This is a genomic window from Rhodococcus sp. BP-160 (assembly GCF_019836205.1).
GTDB lineage: Bacteria > Actinomycetota > Actinomycetes > Mycobacteriales > Mycobacteriaceae > Rhodococcoides.
Genome location: NZ_JABUEK010000002.1, coordinates 772385 through 793764 on the forward strand (window position 1 = coordinate 772385; position 21380 = coordinate 793764).

Sequence of the window (21380 nt, forward strand, 5' to 3'; positions counted from 1 at the left end):
CCATGCAGTTCACCAAGGGACACGGAACGCAGAACGATTTCGTCGTGCTGCCGGATCCGGACGCACTCCTCGATCTGAGCGCACACCGTGTGGCGACACTGTGCGATCGCCGAGCCGGGCTCGGCGCGGACGGGGTACTGCGGGTCGCCCGCAGCGGTGCTCTCGTCGACCGCGGCGTGCTCGACGCGCTGCCCGAGGGCGTGTCCGCCGGCGACTGGTTCATGGACTACCGCAACGCGGACGGGTCCATCGCGGAGATGTGCGGCAACGGTGTCCGGGTGTTCTCCCATTACGTTCGTGCGGCCGGTCTCGTGGACTCGGACGAGTTCGTCGTCGGATCGCGCGCCGGCGGAAAACCGGTCACCGTGCACTCGCACGACGCCACCGACGCCGTGGTCACCGTCGAGATGGGCACCCCGCGGGTCTTCGAGATCTCCGACACCGAGGTCGACGGCAGGTCCTTCACGGGCGTCGGCGTCGACGTCGGCAATCCGCACCTGGCCTGCGTGTCCGCCGATCTCGATGCGGAGACCCTCGGCGACCTCGACCTCACGGCGCAACCCACCTTCGACGGTGCGGTGTACCCGCACGGGGTCAACATCGAGTTCGTCACCGTGCCGAAGGACGGTGCGGTGAGCATGCGTGTCCACGAGCGCGGCGTGGGGGAGACCAGATCGTGTGGCACGGGCATCGTCGCCGCCGCGGTCGCGGCCCTGCGCTTCGACGGGTCCGGCGACGGCGAGCTGGCCGTCCACGTTCCCGGTGGTGTCGTGTCGGTGCGCGTGTCGAACGGTTCCGCGTCGATGCGGGGGCCGTCGGTGCTGGTGGCATCGGGGGAGCTGTCGGACGCCTGGTGGGCGGGGCTGGAAGCGTGACGGCCGGGGTGCGGGTATTCCCCGCGACACGGTTGCGTAAATGACAGTGCACGTCAGGACGTTCTCGTGGATCATGGGTCTCGTATGACGACAACGAATGCAGCGGCCGACAGGGCCGACACGACAGGTTCCTCCCACAGCGACGGGTTCGAGCAGGACGCCGAGTGGTCCACCGGCGACATGCAGCTCGACGATCGCAGCGCACTGCGCCGTGTGGCCGGACTCTCCACCGAGCTCACCGATGTCACCGAGGTCGAGTACCGCCAGTTGCGGCTCGAGCGCGTGGTGCTCGTCGGTGTCTGGACCAGCGGTTCCGCCGAGGAGGCGGAGTCCAGCATGACCGAACTCGCGGCTCTGGCCGAGACGGCGGGTTCCGAGGTGCTCGAAGGGCTGGTGCAGCGTCGCGACCGACCCGACGCCTCCACCTACATCGGCTCCGGCAAGGCGAAGGAACTGCGCGAGGTGGTCATCGCGACCGGCGCGGACACCGTCGTGTGCGACGGTGAACTCACGCCTGCGCAGCTGACGGCACTGGAGAAGATCGTGAAGGTGAAGGTCATCGACCGCACCGCGCTGATCCTCGACATCTTCGCTCAGCATGCCTCCTCCCGCGAGGGCAAGGCGCAGGTCGCCCTGGCGCAGATGGAGTACATGCTTCCGCGTCTGCGCGGCTGGGGTGAGTCCATGTCGCGTCAGGCGGGTGGCCGCGCCGGCAGCAACGGCGGTGTGGGCCTGCGTGGTCCCGGTGAGACGAAGATCGAGACCGATCGTCGTCGCATTCGCGAGCGCATGGCGAAGCTACGTCGCGAGATCCGGGGCATGAAGCAGGCCCGCGACACCAAACGTGAGCGCCGGCTGCAGGGCAACGTGCCGTCCATCGCCATCGTCGGCTACACCAACGCGGGGAAGTCGTCGCTGCTCAACGCGTTGACCGGATCCGGTGTGCTGGTGCAGAACGCACTGTTCGCGACCCTGGATCCGACCACGCGCAAGGCGACGCTCGAGGACGGCCGCGAGTGCGTGCTCACCGACACCGTCGGCTTCGTCCGCCACCTGCCGACCCAGCTGGTCGAGGCGTTCCGCTCCACGCTCGAGGAGGTGACGGACGCCGATCTGCTGCTGCACGTGGTGGACGGGTCCGACCCGCTCCCCATCGGGCAGATCGAGGCGGTCCGCGAGGTCATCGTCTCGGTGGTGCGCGAGCAGAACGCCGCGGCGCCCGAGGAACTGATCGTGGTCAACAAGATCGACGCCGCGGATCCCGTCACGCTGACGCAGCTGCGGGGCCTGCTGCCGGGTGCGGTCTTCGTGTCCGCGAAGACCGGTGAGGGCATCGAGGAGCTGCGGACACGACTCGGCGAGCTGGTCCGCCCGCCCGAGGTGTCGGTCAGCGTCCTGCTGCCCTACGACCGCGGCGACCTGGTGTCGCGCATCCATGCGGACGGACGGATCTCGAGCACGAGCCACGAGAGCGGCGGTACGCGCATCGACGCGACCGTGCCGACGGCGCTGGCCTCGATACTCACGCGATACGCCCACAGCGCGTGAGCCGTCGGTTCGCGCCGGTGCTCGGCGCTGCCGTGGTGGCGCTCGTGGCAGCGTCTCCCGCGGCGGCGCAGACCGAGGCACCGGATGCGGAGCCGTACTGTGTGCCGACCGATCCGGGACTGTCCGAACTCTCGGGTATGACGGTGCTCGACGGGACGGTGTACGCGATCGGGGACAGCGGCGCCGACGACCGTGTCGCGCGCCTCGACTCCGAGTGTGCTGTCGCGGAGTGGCTTCCGAATCCGGTGGATCCGTACGACGTCGAGGATCTCTCGTCGTTCGAGGGGTCGTTGTGGCTCGCGGACATCGGCGACAACGACCGTCGACGCGACGCCGTGGCCCTCACCCGGATGGATCCTGCGGCCGGTGGTGCCGGTGAACTGCACCGGCTCACCTATCCCGACGGTGCGCACGATGCCGAAGCACTCCTCATCGGGCCCGACGGCCGTCCCGTCGTCGTCACGAAGGACGGTCTCGGAACCGGTGCCGTGTACACCGCGGACACGTCGGTGTCCGATCTCCCGAGTCCCGGTCCCACCCCGCTGCGCCGCGTGGCCGACTTCGCGCCGTCCGCGACGACCACACCCGGGGGTCCGCCGCTGCTCGACGGCAGTCGCCTGGTCACCGGCGGCGCCGTGAGCGCCGACGGGTCCATCGCTGCCGTGCGCACCTACACCGATCTGTACCTGTGGTCCGTGCGGGACGGTGACGTGGCCGCGGCCTTCGCGTCGGCCCCCGCCCGCGTCGTCGCGCTCCCGCCGCAGCCGCAGGGCGAGTCGATCGCCTTCACCTCAGACGACGAGGTGCTGCTCGGGTCCGAGCAGGGTGTGGACACGGCTGCAGCTCGTCCCGCCGTCCTCGTCCTGCGCGATGTGGCACCCTCCGCCGAGGCCGGCCCGGAGGCCACCGAGACCGCGGACTCCGAAGCACCCGCCGAGCCCACCGGGTCCATCCTCGTTCCGTTGATCGCCGCCGCGGCGTCGGTCGGTGTGGTCGTGGTGCTGACCCTGTTCTTCGTGCGTCGACTGTTCCGGTCGCGGTAGACACAGAAGCACACATGACGACGGCCCCCACGGTGTGTGGGGGCCGTCGTCGTCTGTGCGGAAGATCAGGCGTCGAGGTCCGACGCGACCAGTGCGGCCACCTTGTCGAGCGTGGCCTGATCGTCGCTGGTGATCGTGACCTTGGTGCCCTTGGTGGCCCCCAGCGTCATGATCATGAGCGCGGAGCCGCCGTCGACGGCCTCTTCGCCCTCCACCTCGAGGGTGACGTCGACGCCGGAGTCGGCGACCGCCTCGGCGATGACGGCGGCGGGACGGGCGTGCAGGCCGATGGCGGATCCGACCGTGACCGTGGTGCTGGGCATCGTGGTGATCTCCTTCTTCGTCAGGTGAGTGCTGGTGTCGATACTGCCAGCTGTGGGGGTGGTGACGTGGGTGTCAGGCTGCGACGGCGACGGGTTCGTCGACGATCTCCGCAGGCTTCTTGCCGGCGAACTGCTTGGCTGCGGTGATGAGCGCCGCGGAGACCACGGTGCCGATCGCCAGAGCCAGCAGGAACAGGAAGAAGTTGTTCATCGCGAAGAACACGAGCAGTCCGCCGTGGGGTGCGCTGAGCGTCGTCCCGAAGGACATGATCAGGGCGCCGGTCACAGCGCCGCCGGCCATCATCGAGGGGATGACGCGCAGCGGGTCGGTCGCGGCGAACGGGATCGCACCCTCGGAGATGAACGCAGCTCCGAGAAGCCATGCAGCCTTGCCGTTCTCGCGCTCTACCTCGCTGTAGAGCTTCGGTCGCAGAGTCGACGAGAGTGCCATGGCGAGCGGGGGAACCATACCGGCAGCCATGACGGCGGCCATGATGCGCAGCGATGCCTCGTTGTCGACGCTGAGCCCGGCGGTGGCGAAGGCGTAGGCGGCCTTGTTCACCGGTCCACCGAGGTCGAAGCACATCATGAGGCCCAGGATGATGCCGAGGATGATGACCGACGAGCCCGAGAGGCCGTTGAGGAAGTTGGTCAGGCCGGTGGTGATGGCAGCGAGCGGGCGACCCAGCACGAGGAACATCAGACCGCCGACGACGAGGGTCGCACCCAGCGGGATGATGACGACGGGCATCAGGCCACGGAGCCACGGCGGCACCGCGATCCGGCTGATCCACAGCGCCACGAAGCCGGCGATGAGGCCACCGACGAGGCCACCGATGAAGCCGGCACCGACGAACAGGGCCACCGCACCGGCGGTGAAGCCGGGAGCCAGACCGGGACGGTCCGCGATGGCGAAGGCGATGTAACCGGACAGGGCCGGGACGAGGAAGCCGAAGGCCAGGCCGCCGAGCTGGAACAGCACCGCGCCGATGAAGATGCGGAGCCCGCCGTCGGGCAGGTTGGTGAGGCTGTTGTTGGTCATGATGTCCTCGGCGACACCCTTGATCTCGTATCCACCGAGAAGGAAGCCGAGGGCGATGAGGAGTCCACCGGCCGCGACGAACGGGATCATGTAACTGACACCGGTCAGGAGGATCTGGCGCAACCGGGTGCCCCAGCCGAGTCCACCGGCAGCGGCCGCAGCGGACGCTCCCGGTGCGGTACCGGAGACGCGTGCGGCGTTCGGGTCACCGCCGGCGCGCAGAGCCTCGGCAACCATCTTGTCGGGCTCGTTGATCGCGCGCTTGACGCCGGACTCGATGACGGGCTTGCCCGCGAAGCGCTCGCGGCCCTTGACGCCCACGTCGGTCGCGAAGATGACGGCCTCGGCCGACGCGATGAGAGCCGGGTCCAGTGCCGTGGAGCCGCTCGAGCCCTGCGTCTCGACGTGCACGGTGACGCCCGCACGGTCGCCGGCGTCCTTGAGTGAGTCGGCAGCCATGTAGGTGTGGGCGATGCCGGTGGGGCACGCGGTGATGGCGACGATGTGCTTGGCAGCGTCCGCCGTGGCGGTCGGAGCGGGAGGAGCGGTCTTCGTGGTGGTGACGGGGGCAGCGGCCTTCGGAGCTTTCGGGGCCAGAACGCCCTCGACCAGTGCGACGACGTCGGCGGGGGTGGCCGCCTCGCGCAGCGACGTCACGAATGCGGGCTTGACCAGCGCGCGTGCGAGCGAGGACAGCAGCTTCATGTGCTCCGCGCCTGCGCCCTCCGGTGCGGCGATGAGGAAGACCAGGTCCGCGTCGCCGTCGGGTGCGCCGAACTCGACCTTCGGGTTCAGGCGAGCGAATCCGAGCGATGCCGTCGTGACCGCGGCGGAGCGGCAGTGTGGAATCGCGATGCCGCCGGGCAGGCCGGTGGCCGACTGGGCTTCACGCGCCATCGCGGCGTCGCGGAGTGCATCGGCATCGGATGCGCGGCCCGCGTCGGTGAGGACGCGAGCGAGGCGGGCGATGACGTCGTCCTTCGTCGAGCCGAGATCGGCGTCGAGCAGGATGAGGTCCTCGGCGATGATGCCGGGCTTGGCATCGTGAGCCGTGGTGGGACTGGACATGTCGTTTCCTCTGGGAGTGGAGTGGAGCTGGGGATCAGGACTGGGGTTTCAGGACTGGGGTACGGCGGGTGACGAGTCGAGGGTGTGGACGGGGACGGCAGTGACGTCGACGTCGGACGGCGTCGGCAACCGGGTGCCCGGTAGGGCGGCGGCTGCGGATCCGTAGGCGACGGCCCGGGCGAGTCGACCGGCACCGTCCTCGCCGTTGAGATCGGCCAGGATGTATCCGGCCAACGACGAGTCGCCCGCGCCGACGGTGCTTCGCGGGGTGATCGGGGGAGGGGTGGCGAACCACGACCCTGTCGCGGTGACCAGGACGGCCCCGGACCCACCGAGTGTCGCCAGGACGGCAGCCACTCCGCGGTCGACGAGAACGCGCGCGGCCTCGACCGTGGGATACGGGTCACCCTGTGCGGCACTGGCTTCGAGAGCCGCGCCGTCGTGCCCGGTGAGGTGTGCGAGTTCTTCCGCGTTCGGCTTGATCAGGTCCGGTGCCGTGGCGGGGAAGCCCGCGGCGAGCGCCGAGAGGGGATCGTCGGAGGTGTCCACGGCAACCTTGGCCGACACCTCGTGCAGCGCGGTGACGAGGCGGCCGTACCAGGTGGCGTCGATTCCGGGCGGGATCGATCCGGACAGGACGACCCAGTCGGCGCGCTGCGCGAGTTCCAGGACGGACGCCATCAGTGCGTCGACCGTCTCGGGTGCCAGTCCGGCCCCGGGCTCGTTGATCTTGGTCGTCGTGCCGTCGGACTCGCTGATGGTCAGGTTCGTGCGCGCGACACCCGACGTGGGTACGGCGTGGTACCGGACTCCGAGGGTGCCGAGCGCGCTGAGCAGCGGATCGGAACCGCTGCACGGGAGCACCGCTGTGGCGGTCCGTCCGGCGGAGGTGACGACGCGTGCGACGTTGACCCCCTTGCCGCCGGGCTCCGTCGTGGTCAGTGCGCTGCGATGCACCGATCCGCGCACCAACGGCACGTCGAGGGAGACCGTGCGATCCATGCTGGGGTTGGCCGTCAGGGTGAGGATCATGCGACCACCACCTCCAATCCGTGTTGCTGCAGACGGGTGCAGTCGGTGTCGGTGATGCCGTCGTCGGTGACGAGGACGTCCACACAGTCGAGTGCGGCGAAGGACATGAAGAACTGCAGGCCGATCTTGGCCGAGTCCGCGACGACGATCACGCGGTCCGCCGCGCTCACCATCGCGCGCTTGACGGCGGCCTCGTCGGTGTCGGGAGTCGAGAGACCGTGGCCGACGCTGATCGCGTTGGTGCCCATGAACGTCACGTCGACACGCACGGTCCCGAGCACTCGCAGGGTGTCCTCGCCGACGGTCGCCTGCGTGACACCGCGGACGCGGCCACCGAGCAGGTGGAGATCGAGGGACGGAACCGCGGCGAGACGCGTCGCGATGGGAAGCGAGTTGGTCACCACCGTCAGATCCGACTCGACGGGGATCAGCGCGGCGAGGCGACCGGTGGTGGTGCCGGCATCGAGCGCGATGGATCCGCCGGGTGCCGGCAGGTAGGCGAGGGCGGCAGCGGCGATGCGGTCCTTCTCCTTCGCGCGGGTGTGTTCGCGCTCGGCCATCCCTGGCTCCACCGCGGTGACCGACGTGGCGGGCACCGCGCCACCGTGGACTCGGCGCACGACGCCCATACGGTCGAGCGAGGCCAGGTCACGGCGCACGGTCTCGGTGGTGACACCGAACGTGTCGGCCAGGTCGGCGACGGAGACGCGACCGCGCTGTCCGATGAGGCCGGCGATGGCGTTCTGCCGCTCTTCCGCGTACATCGTGTTCACCGCCCCTCCGTCCGATCCGTTGTTTCACTGTTGGTTTATGTTGTTTTACGCCCGTCTCTGTTGACATGTCAAGAGGTTCGAGTAATCTGAGTCACAAGAGCCATCGCGGGAGACGCGATGCACAGCGGGTAGGCGAGATGCCCCCGCACCACCGCGCAGCAGGAGGAAGCAGATGACGGGATCGCTCACCGTGAACGAGGCACAGCCGACGGCCCACGCGGTGCAGGGCACGCCGGTGGTGCCCGGCGTCGGCTACGGCCCCGCGATCCGCCCGGCGCCGCGCCCCTCACGTCCCGACACGGCCGTCGAGATCGCCGAGGACGCGCGAGATGCGGAGAAGGAGCGCTTCCGCGCCGCGGCGGCCGAGGTCGGTCGACGTCTGCAGGCCCGTGCCGCACTGGCAACCGGCTCCGCGTCCGAGGTGCTCGCCGCCAACGCCGCGATGGCCGAGGACCGCGGGTGGATCGGCGCCGGCGTCAAGGCCATCGGCAAGGGTTCCGACGCCGCGTACGCCGCCGTCACCGCGACGGACCAGTTCGTCGCCATGTTCGCCAAGCTCGGCGGACGCATGGCCGAGCGCATCACCGACCTCATGGACATCTGCGACCGCGTGATCGCCGAGCTGTCCGATCTCCCGGAGCCCGGCGTTCCCACTCCCTCGGAGCCCTCGGTTCTCCTGGCGGAGGACCTCGCACCCGCCGACACCGCGGGACTCGACGCCACGCTGGTCGTCGGCCTCGCGACCTCTCTCGGTGGACCCACCAGCCACACCGCGATCATCGCCCGTCAGCTCGGCATCCCGTGCATCGTCGCGGCGACGGGCCTCGACGACGTCCCCGCCGGGACGCTCGTCATGGTGGACGGCACCACCGGCCGCATCGAGATCGAGCCCGATCCGTCCACGGCACGCTCCGCGGTCGAGGAATCGGCCACCCACCTCGCCGAGGTCGCCGACTGGAGCGGGCCGGGCCGGACGTCCGACGGTCACCGTGTCGACATCCTCGCGAACGTGCAGGACGGCGCCGGCGCTCGCGCAGCCCGGTCGACCGCGGCCGACGGCGTCGGACTCTTCCGCACCGAACTCAGCTTCCTCGACCGCGACGTCGAGCCCACCGTCGACGAGCAGGCCTCGATCTACGCCGAGGTGCTCACCGCGTTCGAGGGCACCAAGGTGGTCGTCCGCACGCTCGACGCCGGCTCGGACAAGCCGCTGCGCTTCGCGAACCACGCCGACGAGGCCAACCCGGCCCTCGGAGTGCGCGGCATCCGTATCGCCGAGGGCAATCGCGGCATCCTGCACCGCCAGCTCGACGCCATCGCGGCCGCGGCGGCCTCGACCGAGTCGTCCCCGTGGGTGATGGCCCCGATGATCGCCACGTCCGCCGAGGCGCAGGCCTTCGCCGCCGACGTGCGGGAACGCGGGCTCACCCCCGGCGTCATGATCGAGGTGCCCGCCGCGGCGCTGCTCGCGGACCGGATCCTCGATCACGTCGACTTCCTGTCCATCGGAACCAACGACCTCGCGCAGTACACGATGGCGGCCGACCGCATGTCCGCCGACCTGGCCGCACTGACCGATCCGTGGCAGCCCGCAGTCCTGACGCTCGTTGCCCACGCGGCGAAGGCCGGCGCAGCGGTGAACAAGCCTGTCGGAGTCTGCGGAGAGGCCGCCGCGGACCCGTTGTTGGCCTGTGTCCTCGTCGGCTTCGGCGTCACGTCCCTCTCGGCCGCGTCGGCCGCCGTGGCCGGTGTCGGCGCAAAGCTCGGCACCGTGACGCTCGGGCAGTGCAAGGCCGCGGCCGAGGCCGTGCTGTCCACCTCCAGCCCGGCCGAAGCACGCGAGGTGGCCGCCGGCCTGCTCGGGTGATGCGCTCCCGCCCTCCGACCGGCCTCCGGCCTTCCCGGTGACCTGCCGACCGGCCTCCGGCCTTCCCGGTGACCTGCCGACCGGCCTCCGGCCTTCCCGGTGACCTGCCGACCGGCCTCCGGCCTTCCCGGTGACCTGCCGACCGGCCTCCGGCCTTCCCGCATGACATCATTTCCGCCGTGACGACAACTCGATCCAGGCAGTTCTTCCCTCGCTGGTCCGTCCACGGTGACGGTCGCACCGTGGCGCCCGACGCGGTCGTCGCTCCCGACGAACGGCTCTCGTGGCCACGCACGATCGGGATCGGGATGCAGCATGTCGTCGCGATGTTCGGTGCCACTCTGCTGGTGCCGACCATCACCGGGTTCCCGGTCACGACGACGCTGTTCTTCTCCGGTCTGGGTACCGCGATCTTCCTGTTGGCCACGCGTGGCCGGGTCCCGAGCTACCTTGGCTCGTCCTTCGCCTTCATCGCACCCTTGGCGGCGACGGCGGGCGACGGTCCCGCTGCGCAGCTCGGCGCGGTGCTCGTGGTGGGCGTGGTGTTGTTCCTGGTCGGCCTGCTCGTCCGGCTGGCAGGGAGCCGCGTCCTCGACGCCGTCATGCCGCCCCTCGTGACCGGCGCGATCGTGGCGCTCATCGGCCTGAACCTCGCGTCCACCGCCGCGACCTCGTACGAAGCTCAGCCGCTCGTCGCGACCGTGACTCTCGTGGCGGTCCTGCTGGTCACCGTCGCGGTGCCTGGGCTGATCGGCCGCCTCGGCATCCTCGTCGGCGTCGTCGTGGGATGGGTGTTCGCTGCCGTCACCGGTGCTCTCGATCCCGCACGCGTCGACGCACTCGGTAGCGCGTCGTGGATCGGACTGCCCGAGTTCACTGGCCCCTCGTTCCAATTGTCCGTCGTGCTCGTCGCCCTGCCCGTCGTCGTGGTGCTCGTCGCCGAGAACGTCGGTCACGTGAAGGCGGTCGCGGCGATGACGGGTCGGTCCCTCGACGACGTCGCCGGTGACGCCCTCATGGCGGACGGCGCGGCGACCGTCCTCGCCGGTGCCGGTGGTGGTTCGGGCACCACGACCTACGCGGAGAACATCGGCGTCATGGCCGCCACCCGCGTGTACTCCACCGCTGCCTACTGGGTCGCCGCCGCCACGGCGCTGGTGCTCTCGTTCTCCCCGAAGTTCGGCGCGCTGATCTTCACGGTCCCGAGCGGTGTCATCGGCGGCGCGACGCTGGTGCTCTACGGTCTCATCGGCCTTCTCGGCGTGCGGATCTGGCAGGAAGCGGGGATCGACTTCACCAAGCCGCTCAACCTGATGGTCGCGGCGGCCGCCCTCGTCGCCGGTGTCGGTGACCTGACACTGACCATCGGATCCGTCGAACTCGGCGGCATCGTGTGGGGCTCGGTCGGCATCCTGGTCGCGTACCCGGTGCTGCGCGCGCTGTCGGAGCGGCGACGAGACTGAGCGGTCTGTGCGACGCTGAGGCGGTGAGCCACGCACACCTCGACCCGATGCGACCCGTGCGCCTCGCGCCGGACGAGTGGCCGTCGACGCCGGCGTGGAAGGTTCCGCTGATCGGCGTCGTCTGGGTTGCAATCGTCGTGGCGACCTTCGCGCTGCCGAACTCTGTTGCTCGTGCGGCCGTTGCGGCTGTTGCCCTGATCGTTGCTGTGGTTCTCGCCGTTGCGTCGACGAGGCGGACCGTGCGCGAGAGCGGCGACCAGCGCATCTCCTGGTTGCGCGGCCCCGCGGTGCGTCGCCGTGACGTCGACCTGCTGCGGAGTGCCAGTGGTTCGGCGGTGGTCGTCGGCGGCTTCGCTCTGAACGGCGTGCCGGGTCAGTACTGGTGGGTGACTCTGGCAATCGTCGCCTGGGTTCTGCCGCCACTCGTCCTGCAGGCTCGGCACAATCGCCGCGTCTAGGCTGGCTCCGTGCCGCATGCCCTCGTCTCGACCCGACACGTCGATGCGGAAACGGTGATCGAGCGGAGCCGGTTCCTCGCCCGCGTGGTCACCGTCCACACCGAGTCCGAGGCGCTCGACGTGGTCGCTGCGGTGTCGGCAGAGTTCCCCGATGCGGGCCACCACTGTTGGGCTTTCGTCGTCGGCGCAGATCAGGAGCACCGTCGTCAGCGCGCATCGGACGACGGCGAACCAGGCGGTACGGCAGGTGTTCCGATGCTCGGCGTGCTGACCGGCCGCGACCTCGTCGATGTGGTGGCCGTCGTCAGTCGGTGGTTCGGGGGCGTCAAGCTCGGCGCCGGTGGCCTGGTGCGCGCCTACTCGGGCGCGGTGAGTGCGGCGCTCGACCGCGCGGAGGTCGGCGAGCTCGCGCGAGTCGACGTCCTCGAGATGGGCTTGTCCCATGCTGATGCCGGTCGGGTGGAGGGCGTTCTGCGAGTGCACGGATTCGCCGTCGACGACGTCGCCTACGGATCCGACGTGCGGCTCCGGGTGATCGGTGACGGCGACCGGCTCGACGGTGTCCTCGCGTCCGCGACCGGCGGCGGTGTGGTGGCCGAGCGCGTCGGGCACCGGTGGGTGCTCGGGCTCTGAGGCGGCTGGGTGCGCTGAGCCGCGGATACCGCGGCTCAACACACCGGATCCGCCCAGCGACGCCGAGGTCACCGAACGTGCTCGCACTGGTCATCGACCCCGCTCGTACCTGGTTCTAGGCTCGAGACAGATCCGCCGTACGCACGACGAGGAGAATCATGAAGCGCACGTTGTTCGAGCCCGAGCACGACCTGTTCCGCAGCTCGTACAAGAAGTTTCTCGAGCAGCACGTCGCGCCGCATCACGCGGAGTGGGAGACGCAGAACATCGTCGACAGAGGTGTCTGGGTCGAGGCCGGCAAGCAGGGCTTCCTGGGCATGGCAGTGCCGGAGGAGTTCGGCGGCGGCGGAGTCAAGGACTTCCGCTACAACGCCATCGTCACCGAGGAGACCACGGCCGGTGGGTACAGCGGCATCGGGTTCACGCTGCACAACGACGTCGTCGCTCCCTACCTGATCGAGCTGACCAACGACGAGCAGAAGCAGCGCTGGTTGCCCGGGTTCTGCTCCGGCGAGCTGATCACCGCGATCGCGATGACCGAGCCGGGCACGGGCAGTGACCTGCAGGGCATCAAGACCAAGGCCGTCCGTGACGGTGACGACTGGGTGCTCAACGGCTCCAAGACGTTCATCACCAACGGCATCAACGCCGACATCGTCATCGTGGTGGCGTGCACCGATCCGGAGAAGGGCGCGCAGGGCTTCAGCCTGTTCGTCGTCGAGCGCGACATGCCGGGCTTCGAGCGCGGCCGCAACCTCGACAAGATCGGTATGAAGGCGCAGGACACCGCGGAGCTCAGCTTCACCGACGTCCGCATCCCTGCCGCCAACTTGCTCGGTCAGGAGGGTATGGGCTTCATCTACCTGATGCAGAACCTGCCGCAGGAGCGTCTGTCGATCGCCGTCGTCGCGGCTGCCGCGATGGAGTCCGCGCTCGCGATGACGATCCAGTACTGCAAGGACCGCAAGGCGTTCGGCAAGCCGATCGGCAAGTTCCAGAACACGCGATTCGTGCTGGCGGAGTGCGCGACCGAGACGACTGCCGTCCGCATCATGGTGGACAAGTACATCGAGCAGCTCAACGCGAACGAGCTGTCGGTCCAGGAAGCCGCCATGGCGAAGTGGTGGACCACCGAGAACCAGGTCAAGCTCATCGACCGGTGCCTGCAGCTGCACGGTGGCTACGGCTACATGAAGGAGTACCCGATCGCCAAGGCGTACATGGACTCCCGCGTGCAGACCATCTACGGCGGCACGACGGAGATCATGAAGGAGATCATTGGTCGCGGTCTGGACCTGTAGGAACCTCGAACACGACGACGCCGGCGCTGGAAATCCAGCGCCGGCGTTCGTGTGTCCGGAATCAGAGCTTGCGCATCACGGTGACGACCTTGCCCAGCACCACGGCGTCGTTCCCGGGAATGGGCTCGAACAGGTCGTTGTGGGGGAGCAGCCAGACGTCCCCACCAGTCCGCTTGAACGTCTTGACGGTGGCCTCTCCGTCGATCATGGCGGCGACGATGTCCCCGTTGTCGGCCACGTTCTGCTGACGCACGACCACCCAGTCACCGTCGCAGATGGCGGCGTCGATCATCGACTCACCGACGACGCGGAGAAGGAACAGCGAGCCGGACCCGACGAGCTCGCGCGGAAGCGGGAACACGTCCTCGACGGCCTGCTCCGCGAGAATCGGACCACCCGCGGCGATACGTCCCAGGACGGGGACGAAGGTCGGTGCGGGCAGGCGATCGTCGTCCGACGACGGTGTGTCCGCGCTGTCGAGGTGATTCGTGGTGTCCGCGGCGACGAGATCGTCCTGCGCGACGGCAGAGACCTCTTCGGGGCGCCCGTTCTCGCCCGGCAGACGCACGTCGACGGCTCGGGGACGGTTGGGGTCGCGGCGCAGGAACCCCTTGCGTTCGAGGGTGCGCAGTTGATGCGCGACCGACGAGGTGGACGTCAATCCGACGGCGTCACCGATCTCCCGGATGCTCGGCGGATAGCCGCGTTCGACGACCGACGCACGGATCACCTCGAGCACTCGCCGCTGACGTTCGGTGAGACCGGACTCGGTGTCGGCGGTCGTGGCCGAGCCGGTCGCTGACGCGCGCCCGCCGACCGTGCCGGATGAGCTGTCGTCCTTCATCGAGATACCTCCATCGGTAGCAGTGGACGTGGGGCAGGTGGTGCTGGTGTCACGTCCGTTGTGCGTGTGTCGAACCTAAACCGAAACGGGACTCGGATCAAACACCTGTTCGAAGCGTGTCGCGTGTTCGATGCACTTTGTCGGACCGGACTGCTATACATCGAACATGCGTTCATTCGAACGCGTGGGCGAATGTGTTGTTCGAACACCTCGGTGCATCGGCGACGCGGACGGCCACCGGCTATCCACGAGGAGTGGTTGCAATGACTCGAAGTGACCTGCTGACTGTCGGCACCGCACGTTCCATCGACATGCATGCACCCGTCCGCACGCGCTGGACCTGCGACGACGATTCCTACTGGGGTGTGGCCGACCGCGCGGCCGGGTCCACGACGACCGACGTGCGCGAGCGCACCACGGTCCGCCGCAGCCCCGCTCCGCGCGACTCCCGCCGCCCCGACGGCGGCACTGTCGACTACCGTCGCCGCTCGAACGGTGTCTCGCAGGTCGAACACCGCACTCGTCGGGGACACGGATTCGCGACGCCCATCGCTGTGGCGCTGATCACAGCAGTGTCCGTTCTGGGGCTGGTGGGGTTGGCGAACATGCGCTCCGCCGACGTTCCGGCACAGCCGTCCATCTCGGAGCAGGTGGAGATGGGCGTCGTCTCCGGACGCTGACACCGGCCGGACACGCCCCCGGGGCCGCGGAAGGCCGTCCCGGTACGCTGGACACACCGAGAGCCGCCGTGGCGCTCGGGAAATGCCCGAGCCATCGAGGGGTCTCTGTCCGATGCACTGCCCGTTCTGTCGTCACCCCGACTCGCGCGTCGTCGATTCGCGTGAAGCGGAAGAGGGCCAGGCGATCCGGCGGCGTCGTTCCTGCCCCGAATGCGGTCGACGCTTCACCACGGTGGAGACAGCAGTGCTCTCCGTCGTGAAACGCAGTGGCGTGAGTGAGCCGTTCAGTCGCGAGAAGGTGGTCAAGGGAGTCCGTCGGGCCTGCCAGGGCCGCCAGGTCGACAACGACGCGCTCGTCCTCCTCGCCCAGCAGGTCGAGGACACGGTGCGGGCTTCCGGGTCGGCCGAGATCCCCAGCAACGAGGTAGGGCTCGCCATCCTCGGGCCACTGCGCGATCTCGACGAGGTGGCCTACCTCCGATTCGCCTCCGTCTACCGCTCGTTCAGCAGTGCGGACGACTTCGAGCGCGAGATCGAGGACCTTCGTCGCCACCGCGCCGAGCACGATGCCGCCCCCGCCCAGGACGCGGAGCCCGCCGCTCAGCGGTGAGTCAGCGCCGCACCGCACGTCGGACGTCGTCGATGGCCTTGCGCACCCGCTTCTCGCTCACCGGGTACAGCGTTCCCAGGGTCTGAGCGAACAGGTTGACCCTCAGCTCCTCGATCATCCAGGCGATCTCCCGCACGGCATCGCTGCGGCCCACCGAGTCCGGTACCGACCCGAGCAGGGCGTCGTAGTCCGCATAGACGCGGTCCAGCACGTCCATCCCCGCCGCGTCGCGGCGAGCGCTGGACGGGAATGCGCGAAGTCGGCGCTCGGCCGCCTCGAGGTAGCGCGGAAGATGTGGCAGGTGCGCTTCGCCGGTCTCGAAGACGTATCCGGGGAAGATCAGCCCGTCGAGCTGCTGGCGCACGTCGTCCGCGGCATCACCCGTCGCGTCGTCGAGTGCGAGGCGGACCCTCGTCGCGGCACCGAGAGATGGTTCCGCCACCCGGAGCACCGCGGCCGTCCGGCCGGCGAGCTCGCCCCGGACCGCCTTCTCCAGCACTGCATACGCCTCGGGCGTGGACACCGGGCCGCCGTGCTTCATCATGAGCTCGTCGGCCGCGAGGGTGCGGCAGTCCTCGACGAACGCCTCGATGCTTCCGTGCGGATTCTGCCCCAGCGCGAGCCGCTGAGCCGGGGAGCGTCCGGTGAGCAGGTTCTTCGTCGACAATGGGATGGCGTCGAGCAGGAGGCGTCGGGTGCCCTCGCGCATCGCTGCTCGCTGCTCGGCGGCGGTGCCCAGGACACGAACGGCGACCCCGCCCTTCTCGGGAACCAGGGCGGGATACCCGGTCACCTTCTGCGAGTTGACCGTTCGGGTGACGGTGGGCTCGAGTGTGCCGATGGTCTCGGACGTCCACCGTGTCACCGGGGCCTTCTCCGAGTCCTTGGCGGCGACGCCGACCGCAGCGGCCGCGGCAGCACCGAGTCGGGTGCGCAAGGCGGAGAGGGACGTGTCCTTGTCCAGTCGACGGCCGCGATCGTCGACCACCACGAACGTCATCTTCAGGTGGCGGGGCAGCGCGGACGGGTCGAAATCAGACGGTGCGATCGGCACGGCGCCCATGCGGGTGAGTTCACGCGACAGTGCGACCAGTAGTGGTTCCGTCCTCGGTCGCATCGCCGCGACGGCGGCCACCGCGTGGTCGGGCGCTGGGACGACGTTGCGGCGCAACTCCTTCGGAAGAGTCTTGATCAGGGCCGTCACCAACTCGACGCGCATGCCGGGGACGAGCCAATCGAATCCGACGTCGGCGACGCGGGGGAGGAGGGCGATGGGAATGGTGATGGTGACGCCGTCGTCCTCCTTGCCCGGCTCGAACTGGTAGGTCAGGGGGAACTGCGCCTCGCCCTGACGCCAGGCGTCGGGGTAGTTGCCCTCGACGACCGCGGCGGCGTCCGGGTTGACGACGGTGGCGCGGTCGAAGTCGAGCAGGTCCGGCGTCGTGCGGGACGCCTTCTTCCACCACCGGTCGAAGTGACGGGCCGACACCACGGTCGCAGGTACACGCTCGTCGTAGAAAGCGAAGAGGGTGTCGTCGTCGACGACGATGTCGCGTCGGCGGGCGCGCGACTCCAGTTCCTCGGCGTCGCTGCGCATCTCCTGGTTCGCGTGGAAGAAGCGGTGGTGCGTCCGCCACTCGCCCTGTACGAGAGCGTGGCGGATGAACAAGTCGCGAGACACCTCGGCATCGATACCGCTGAAGGTGACGGGCCGGCGGGCGGCGAGAGGAATGCCGTACAGCGTGACGCGTTCGTAGGCCATCGCCACTTCGCGCTTCGTCGACCAGTGCGGCTCCGAGTACTGGCGTTTGATCAGGTGCGGGGCCAGCTTCTCGGCCCATTCGGGTTCGATGCGCGCACCCATCCGGGCCCAGAGTCTGCTGGTCTCCACGAGTTCGGCCGCCATGATCCAGCGCGGCGGCTTGCGGAACAGGCTCGAACCGGGGAAGACGGCGAAGGTCGACCCACGTGCTCCGAGGAAATCCTTCTTGTCGCCCTCACGAAGACCGATGTGCGACAACAGGCCCGGCAGCAGTGCTTGGTGGATCACGGCATGGTTCGGCTCCGAGGAGTCGCCCGCGTCAGGCATGGTCCAGCCCAGGCCGCGCGTGATCTGGCGCAGCTGACCGTGCAGGTCCTGCCATTCGCGGATGCGCAGGTAATGCAGGAATTCCGATCGGCACATGCGTCGGAACTGGTTGGAGGACAGCTCTCGGCGCTGGTCTCCCAGATACGTCCACAGTTGCCACAGTGCGAGAAAGTCCGAACCCTCCACCACGAAACGCTTGTGCATCTCGTCGGCGGCCTGCTGATGCTCCGCGGGCCGCTCGCGCACGTCCTGGATCGAGAGCGCCGAGACGATGACGAGAACTTCCCGCAGGCATCCGTTGCGGTTGGCCTCTACCAGCATGCGCGCCATGCGCGGGTCGACCGGGAGGCCGGCGAGCTCCTTGCCGAGCGAGGTGAGCACGGGCCCGTCCTCGCCCTGCGACTCGAGCGCCCCGAGTTCGTCGAGCAGGCCCAGGCCGTCACGGATGCTGCGCGGGTCCGGTGCCTCGACGAACGGGAACGCGTCGATGCGGCCCAGTCCCAGCGAGGCCATCTGCAGGATCACCGATGCGAGGTTCGTGCGCAGGATCTCGGGATCCGTGTACTCGGGGCGGGCCTCGAAGTCCTCCTCCGAGTACAGCCGGATGCAGATGCCGTCCGCGACGCGACCGCACCGGCCGGCACGCTGGCGGGCCGACGCCTGCGAGATGGGTTCGATCGGCAGACGCTGCACCTTGGTGCGCAGCGAGTACCGCGAGATGCGCGCGGTTCCGGGGTCGACGACGTACCGAATGCCGGGCACGGTGAGCGACGTCTCGGCGACGTTGGTGGACAACACGACTCGTCGACCGGTGTGGCCGGTGAAGACGCGGTGCTGCTCGGCTGCCGACAGCCGGGCGTAGAGCGGAAGAATCTCGACGTTCCGCAGTCGGCGATCCTTCAACGCGTCCGCAGTGTCGCGGATCTCGCGCTCGCCCGACAGGAACACCAGCACGTCGCCCTCGGGTTCGGTGAGCAGTTCCTCGACGGCGTCGCACGTGGCGTCGACCGGGTCGAGTTCGATGGTCTGCTCGCCGTTCTCGACCGTGAGCGGCCGATACCTGACCTCGACGGGGAACGTCCGGCCCGATACCTCGACGATCGGCGCGTCGACGCCGTTCACCGCGAAATGGTGCGCGAAGCGGCCCGGGTCGATGGTGGCGGAGGTGACGATGACCTTCAGATCGGGACGCTGCGGCAGGAGGCGCGCGAGGTAGCCGAGGATGAAGTCGATGTTGAGGCTGCGCTCGTGCGCCTCGTCGATGATGATCGTGTCGTACCGACGCAGCAGCCGATCCCGTTGGATCTCGGCGAGCAGGATGCCGTCCGTCATCAGCTTGACGAGGGTGTTGTCGCTGGAGTGGTCGGTGAAGCGCACCGTGTAACCGACGGCGTCGCCGATCTCCTGCCCTAGTTCGTCGGCGATACGTTCCGCGACCGTCCTGGCGGCCAGTCGCCGGGGCTGTGTGTGTCCGATGACGCCCTGGACGCCGCGACCGAGCTCGAGGCAGATCTTCGGAATCTGTGTCGTCTTGCCCGAGCCGGTCTCGCCCGCGACGATGACGACCTGGTTCTCTGCGATGGCGGCTGCGATGTCGTCCTTGCGGGCGGACACCGGCAGTGCCTCGGGATACGTGATCGTGGGAACGGAGGCTCGACGAGCCGCGATCGTGGCTTCGGCGCGGCCGATGTCGGCAGCGATCGATGCGAGTTCGGCGGGCTTGCGGCTGCGGTCGAGCCGACGGCGCAGCCTGTGCGCGTCACGGAAGGTGAGGTCGGACAGGCGGGCCGTGAGGTCGCGGCGGGTGGGTCCGGAGGACGGGGGAGCAGATGTCGACATGGCTCACGCCAGTTTATCCGTCACCGCTGCGTCAGGATGCGTGGCCCGTCGTCCGTGATCGCGATGGTGTGCTCGGAATGGGCGGTCATGGTTCCGTCGGCCGACCGGAGGGTCCATCCGTCCGGGTCCATGACGAGCTTCGCCGTCCCGCGGGACCACCAGGGTTCCAACGCGAGTGTCATGCCGGCCCGGAGTGTCAATCCCGATCCCGCACGGCCGGCGTTGGCCACGTGCGGGTCCTCGTGCATCGTCCGGCCCAGGCCGTGACCACCGAAATCGGTGTTGACCTGCTTTCCGGTCTCCCGCGCGACGTTCTCGATCGCCGCCGAGATGTCCCCGAGTCGCCCACCGACGACGGCAGCGGCGATGCCGGCATCCAGTGCGCGCCGGGTGCTCTCGATCAGTTCGACGTCCGCGGGATCAGGGTTGTCGCCGACGACGACGGTCAGCGCCGAGTCGGCGACCCATCCGTCGATGGAGACAGCGAAGTCCAGGCTGAGGACGTCCCCTGCGGCGAGCGTGTGGTCGAACGGGAGGCCATGCAGTACACGGTCGTTGACCGACAGGCAGATGACGTTGCGGAACGGCCCGCTGCCGAACTCGGGGGCGTAGTCCCAGTAGCAGGACACCGCGCCGCGGGTGGCGACGAGGTCGCGGCAGTGATGCTCGAGATCCATCAGGTTCACGCCGGGCTGCGCCTGCTCCGACAGCGTCGTCAGTGTCTCGGCCACGAACGCGCCGGTCACCGCCATTTTGTCGATCTCGGCAGGGCCCTTGAGCTCGATCATCCGTCCATCGCTTCCTGTCGGTATTTCAATACCAACGAACGGTAGCAGACCGGTACAGGAATACCGCTATGCTGACCTCGTGGTCCGCATTCCCCTGAGTCCCGAGCAGGTCGAGGCCGGTCGTCGCCTCGGCGCCGTCCTGCGCGCCGCACGAGCGGGACGAGACCCCGAGATCGTCGCCCGTGACGCCCGGATCTCACCCGAGACGCTCCGCAAGATCGAGGTGGGTCGGATCGCGAGCCCCAGCTTCGGGACCGTGCTGCAGATCTGTGCGGCACTGGGACTGCCGGTATCCGACGCGGTGGACGCATGGCAGGGCGACAGGGAGCATCGCGTCGCGATCTAGTGCTTCGTTGCTCGGCGCCGAGGACCGCGCTCGTGTGAGGATCGCTCCATGACTCCGCCGGACGATCGCGTCGCCACCCCTGTCGCGCTGCGCGTTCTCCGAGTCGTCGCCGCGCTGCTCGGGCTGGCCGCCCTGATCTGGATCCCCGTCCGGTCCGCGGACGTCGCCGGATTCTCGCTAGCCAACTTCTTCAGCTACTTCACCGTGCTGAGCAACGTGCTGGCCGTCGTGGTCTTCGTGATCGGCGGGGTCGTCGATCCCCGCTCCGAGACCTTCGACAGGCTTCGCGGGGCGGCCACGACCTACATGGTGATCACCGGAATCGTGTACGCGGTGTTGCTGTCGAACGTCGACGTGCAGATCCAGGACGCGTGGACCAACTCGGTGCTGCACCGCATCGTGCCCGTCCTCATCGTTCTCGACTGGATCCTGGCGCCACCACGTCGTCGCAGCGCGGAGAGCGGGCCGGTACTGTGGTTGGTCTTTCCCCTGGTCTACGGGGTCTACAGCCTGATCCGCGGGCCCATCGTCGAGTGGTACCCGTATCCGTTCCTGGACCCGCGGGAGCGGGGGTACGGCCCCCTCGCGATCGGGCTCGCCGTCCTGGTCGTGGCGTTCCTGCTCATCGCCCTGGCGGTCGACAGAGTGGGCGAACTGGCGGCGTCCCGCCGGTCGCGGAAGCACGCCACGAGTGGCCTAGGCTGACCTCTCGTGACCACTCCCCAGCACACGTCCTCCGCGTTCTGGCACGGCTTCGC

General features: G+C 68.9%; 19 protein-coding genes. 12 read left to right on the forward strand and 7 right to left on the reverse strand.

The annotated features are described in order from the left end of the window. Positions 1-2: 2 nt before the first annotated feature. The 3 genes from dapF to HQ306_RS10085 all read left to right on the forward strand — a co-directional run bounded on the left by dapF (position 3) and on the right by HQ306_RS10085 (position 3466). A complete protein-coding gene (gene dapF / locus HQ306_RS10075) occupies positions 3-875 on the forward strand; it encodes a diaminopimelate epimerase (RefSeq protein ID WP_222630892.1) in 873 nt (290 codons plus the stop codon). A gap of 84 nt (positions 876-959) precedes the next feature. Beyond that, positions 960-2423, forward strand: a complete 1464-nt coding sequence (gene hflX / locus HQ306_RS10080; protein ID WP_027505135.1) for a GTPase HflX — start codon at positions 960-962, stop codon at positions 2421-2423. After that, a complete protein-coding gene (locus HQ306_RS10085; RefSeq protein ID WP_222630894.1) occupies positions 2420-3466 on the forward strand; it encodes a hypothetical protein in 1047 nt (348 codons plus the stop codon). The genes hflX and HQ306_RS10085 overlap by 4 nt, the downstream gene beginning before the upstream one ends. 65 nt (positions 3467-3531) lie before the next feature. Here the strand turns inward: HQ306_RS10085 and HQ306_RS10090 are convergent, their stop codons facing one another. The 4 genes from HQ306_RS10090 to HQ306_RS10105 all read right to left on the reverse strand — a co-directional run bounded on the left by HQ306_RS10090 (position 3532) and on the right by HQ306_RS10105 (position 7695). Continuing rightward, a complete protein-coding gene (locus tag HQ306_RS10090; RefSeq protein ID WP_222630896.1) occupies positions 3532-3789 on the reverse strand; it encodes an HPr family phosphocarrier protein in 258 nt (85 codons plus the stop codon). 73 nt (positions 3790-3862) lie between these two features. After that, positions 3863-5899, reverse strand: coding sequence for a fructose-specific PTS transporter subunit EIIC (locus tag HQ306_RS10095; RefSeq protein WP_222630898.1), 2037 nt, complete (start codon positions 5897-5899; stop codon positions 3863-3865). Between the two features lie 48 nt (positions 5900-5947). Continuing rightward, positions 5948-6931 (reverse strand): 1-phosphofructokinase family hexose kinase, encoded by a 984-nt coding sequence (locus HQ306_RS10100; RefSeq protein WP_222630900.1) that lies wholly within the window; start codon positions 6929-6931, stop codon positions 5948-5950. Then, complete coding sequence (locus HQ306_RS10105; protein WP_027505139.1) at positions 6928-7695, reverse strand: DeoR/GlpR family DNA-binding transcription regulator; 768 nt, start codon at positions 7693-7695, stop codon at positions 6928-6930. The genes HQ306_RS10100 and HQ306_RS10105 overlap by 4 nt, the downstream gene beginning before the upstream one ends. A 181-nt stretch (positions 7696-7876) precedes the next feature. Here HQ306_RS10105 and HQ306_RS10110 point away from each other — a divergent pair, with 181 nt between their 5' ends. The 5 genes from HQ306_RS10110 (at position 7877) to HQ306_RS10130 (ending at position 13426) form a co-directional block, all read left to right on the forward strand. After that, complete coding sequence (locus HQ306_RS10110) at positions 7877-9571, forward strand: phosphoenolpyruvate--protein phosphotransferase (RefSeq protein ID WP_222630902.1); 1695 nt, start codon at positions 7877-7879, stop codon at positions 9569-9571. 179 nt (positions 9572-9750) lie between these two features. Continuing rightward, a complete protein-coding gene (locus tag HQ306_RS10115) occupies positions 9751-11034 on the forward strand; it encodes a uracil-xanthine permease family protein (protein WP_222630905.1) in 1284 nt (427 codons plus the stop codon). Positions 11035-11057: 23 nt separating this feature from the next. Further along, entirely contained in the window at positions 11058-11492 is a 435-nt protein-coding gene (locus HQ306_RS10120; protein WP_222630907.1) for a hypothetical protein, read from the forward strand. A 9-nt stretch (positions 11493-11501) separates the two neighbouring features. After that, positions 11502-12125 carry a YigZ family protein gene (locus tag HQ306_RS10125; RefSeq protein WP_222630909.1) on the forward strand — a complete coding sequence of 208 codons (624 nt, stop codon included), beginning with the start codon at positions 11502-11504 and terminating at the stop codon, positions 12123-12125. A gap of 158 nt (positions 12126-12283) precedes the next feature. After that, on the forward strand, positions 12284-13426 hold the full coding sequence (locus HQ306_RS10130) for an acyl-CoA dehydrogenase family protein (protein WP_222630911.1): 1143 nt from the start codon (positions 12284-12286) through the stop codon (positions 13424-13426). Positions 13427-13487: 61 nt separating this feature from the next. Here the strand turns inward: HQ306_RS10130 and lexA are convergent, their stop codons facing one another. Beyond that, the gene (gene lexA, locus HQ306_RS10135; protein WP_027505145.1) at positions 13488-14270 is read right to left on the reverse strand and encodes a transcriptional repressor LexA; all 783 of its coding nucleotides are present in this window, start codon (positions 14268-14270) and stop codon (positions 13488-13490) included. Positions 14271-14533: 263 nt separating this feature from the next. Between lexA and HQ306_RS10140 the strand changes: the two genes are divergently transcribed. Beyond that, positions 14534-14950 carry a hypothetical protein gene (locus HQ306_RS10140; RefSeq protein ID WP_027505146.1) on the forward strand — a complete coding sequence of 139 codons (417 nt, stop codon included), beginning with the start codon at positions 14534-14536 and terminating at the stop codon, positions 14948-14950. A 112-nt stretch (positions 14951-15062) separates the two neighbouring features. After that, on the forward strand, positions 15063-15560 hold the full coding sequence (nrdR, locus tag HQ306_RS10145; protein ID WP_027505147.1) for a transcriptional regulator NrdR: 498 nt from the start codon (positions 15063-15065) through the stop codon (positions 15558-15560). Between the two features lies 1 nt (position 15561). Here the strand turns inward: nrdR and hrpA are convergent, their stop codons facing one another. Both hrpA and map read right to left on the reverse strand, forming a co-directional pair. Beyond that, a complete protein-coding gene (hrpA, locus tag HQ306_RS10150; RefSeq protein ID WP_222630913.1) occupies positions 15562-19488 on the reverse strand; it encodes an ATP-dependent RNA helicase HrpA in 3927 nt (1308 codons plus the stop codon). 20 nt (positions 19489-19508) lie between these two features. Next, positions 19509-20276, reverse strand: a complete 768-nt coding sequence (map, locus tag HQ306_RS10155; protein ID WP_222630915.1) for a type I methionyl aminopeptidase — start codon at positions 20274-20276, stop codon at positions 19509-19511. 79 nt (positions 20277-20355) lie between these two features. Between map and HQ306_RS10160 the strand changes: the two genes are divergently transcribed. After that, entirely contained in the window at positions 20356-20622 is a 267-nt protein-coding gene (locus tag HQ306_RS10160; RefSeq protein WP_027505150.1) for a helix-turn-helix domain-containing protein, read from the forward strand. 48 nt (positions 20623-20670) lie between these two features. After that, positions 20671-21327, forward strand: a complete 657-nt coding sequence (locus HQ306_RS10165; RefSeq protein WP_222630917.1) for a Pr6Pr family membrane protein — start codon at positions 20671-20673, stop codon at positions 21325-21327. Positions 21328-21380 lie beyond the last annotated feature (53 nt).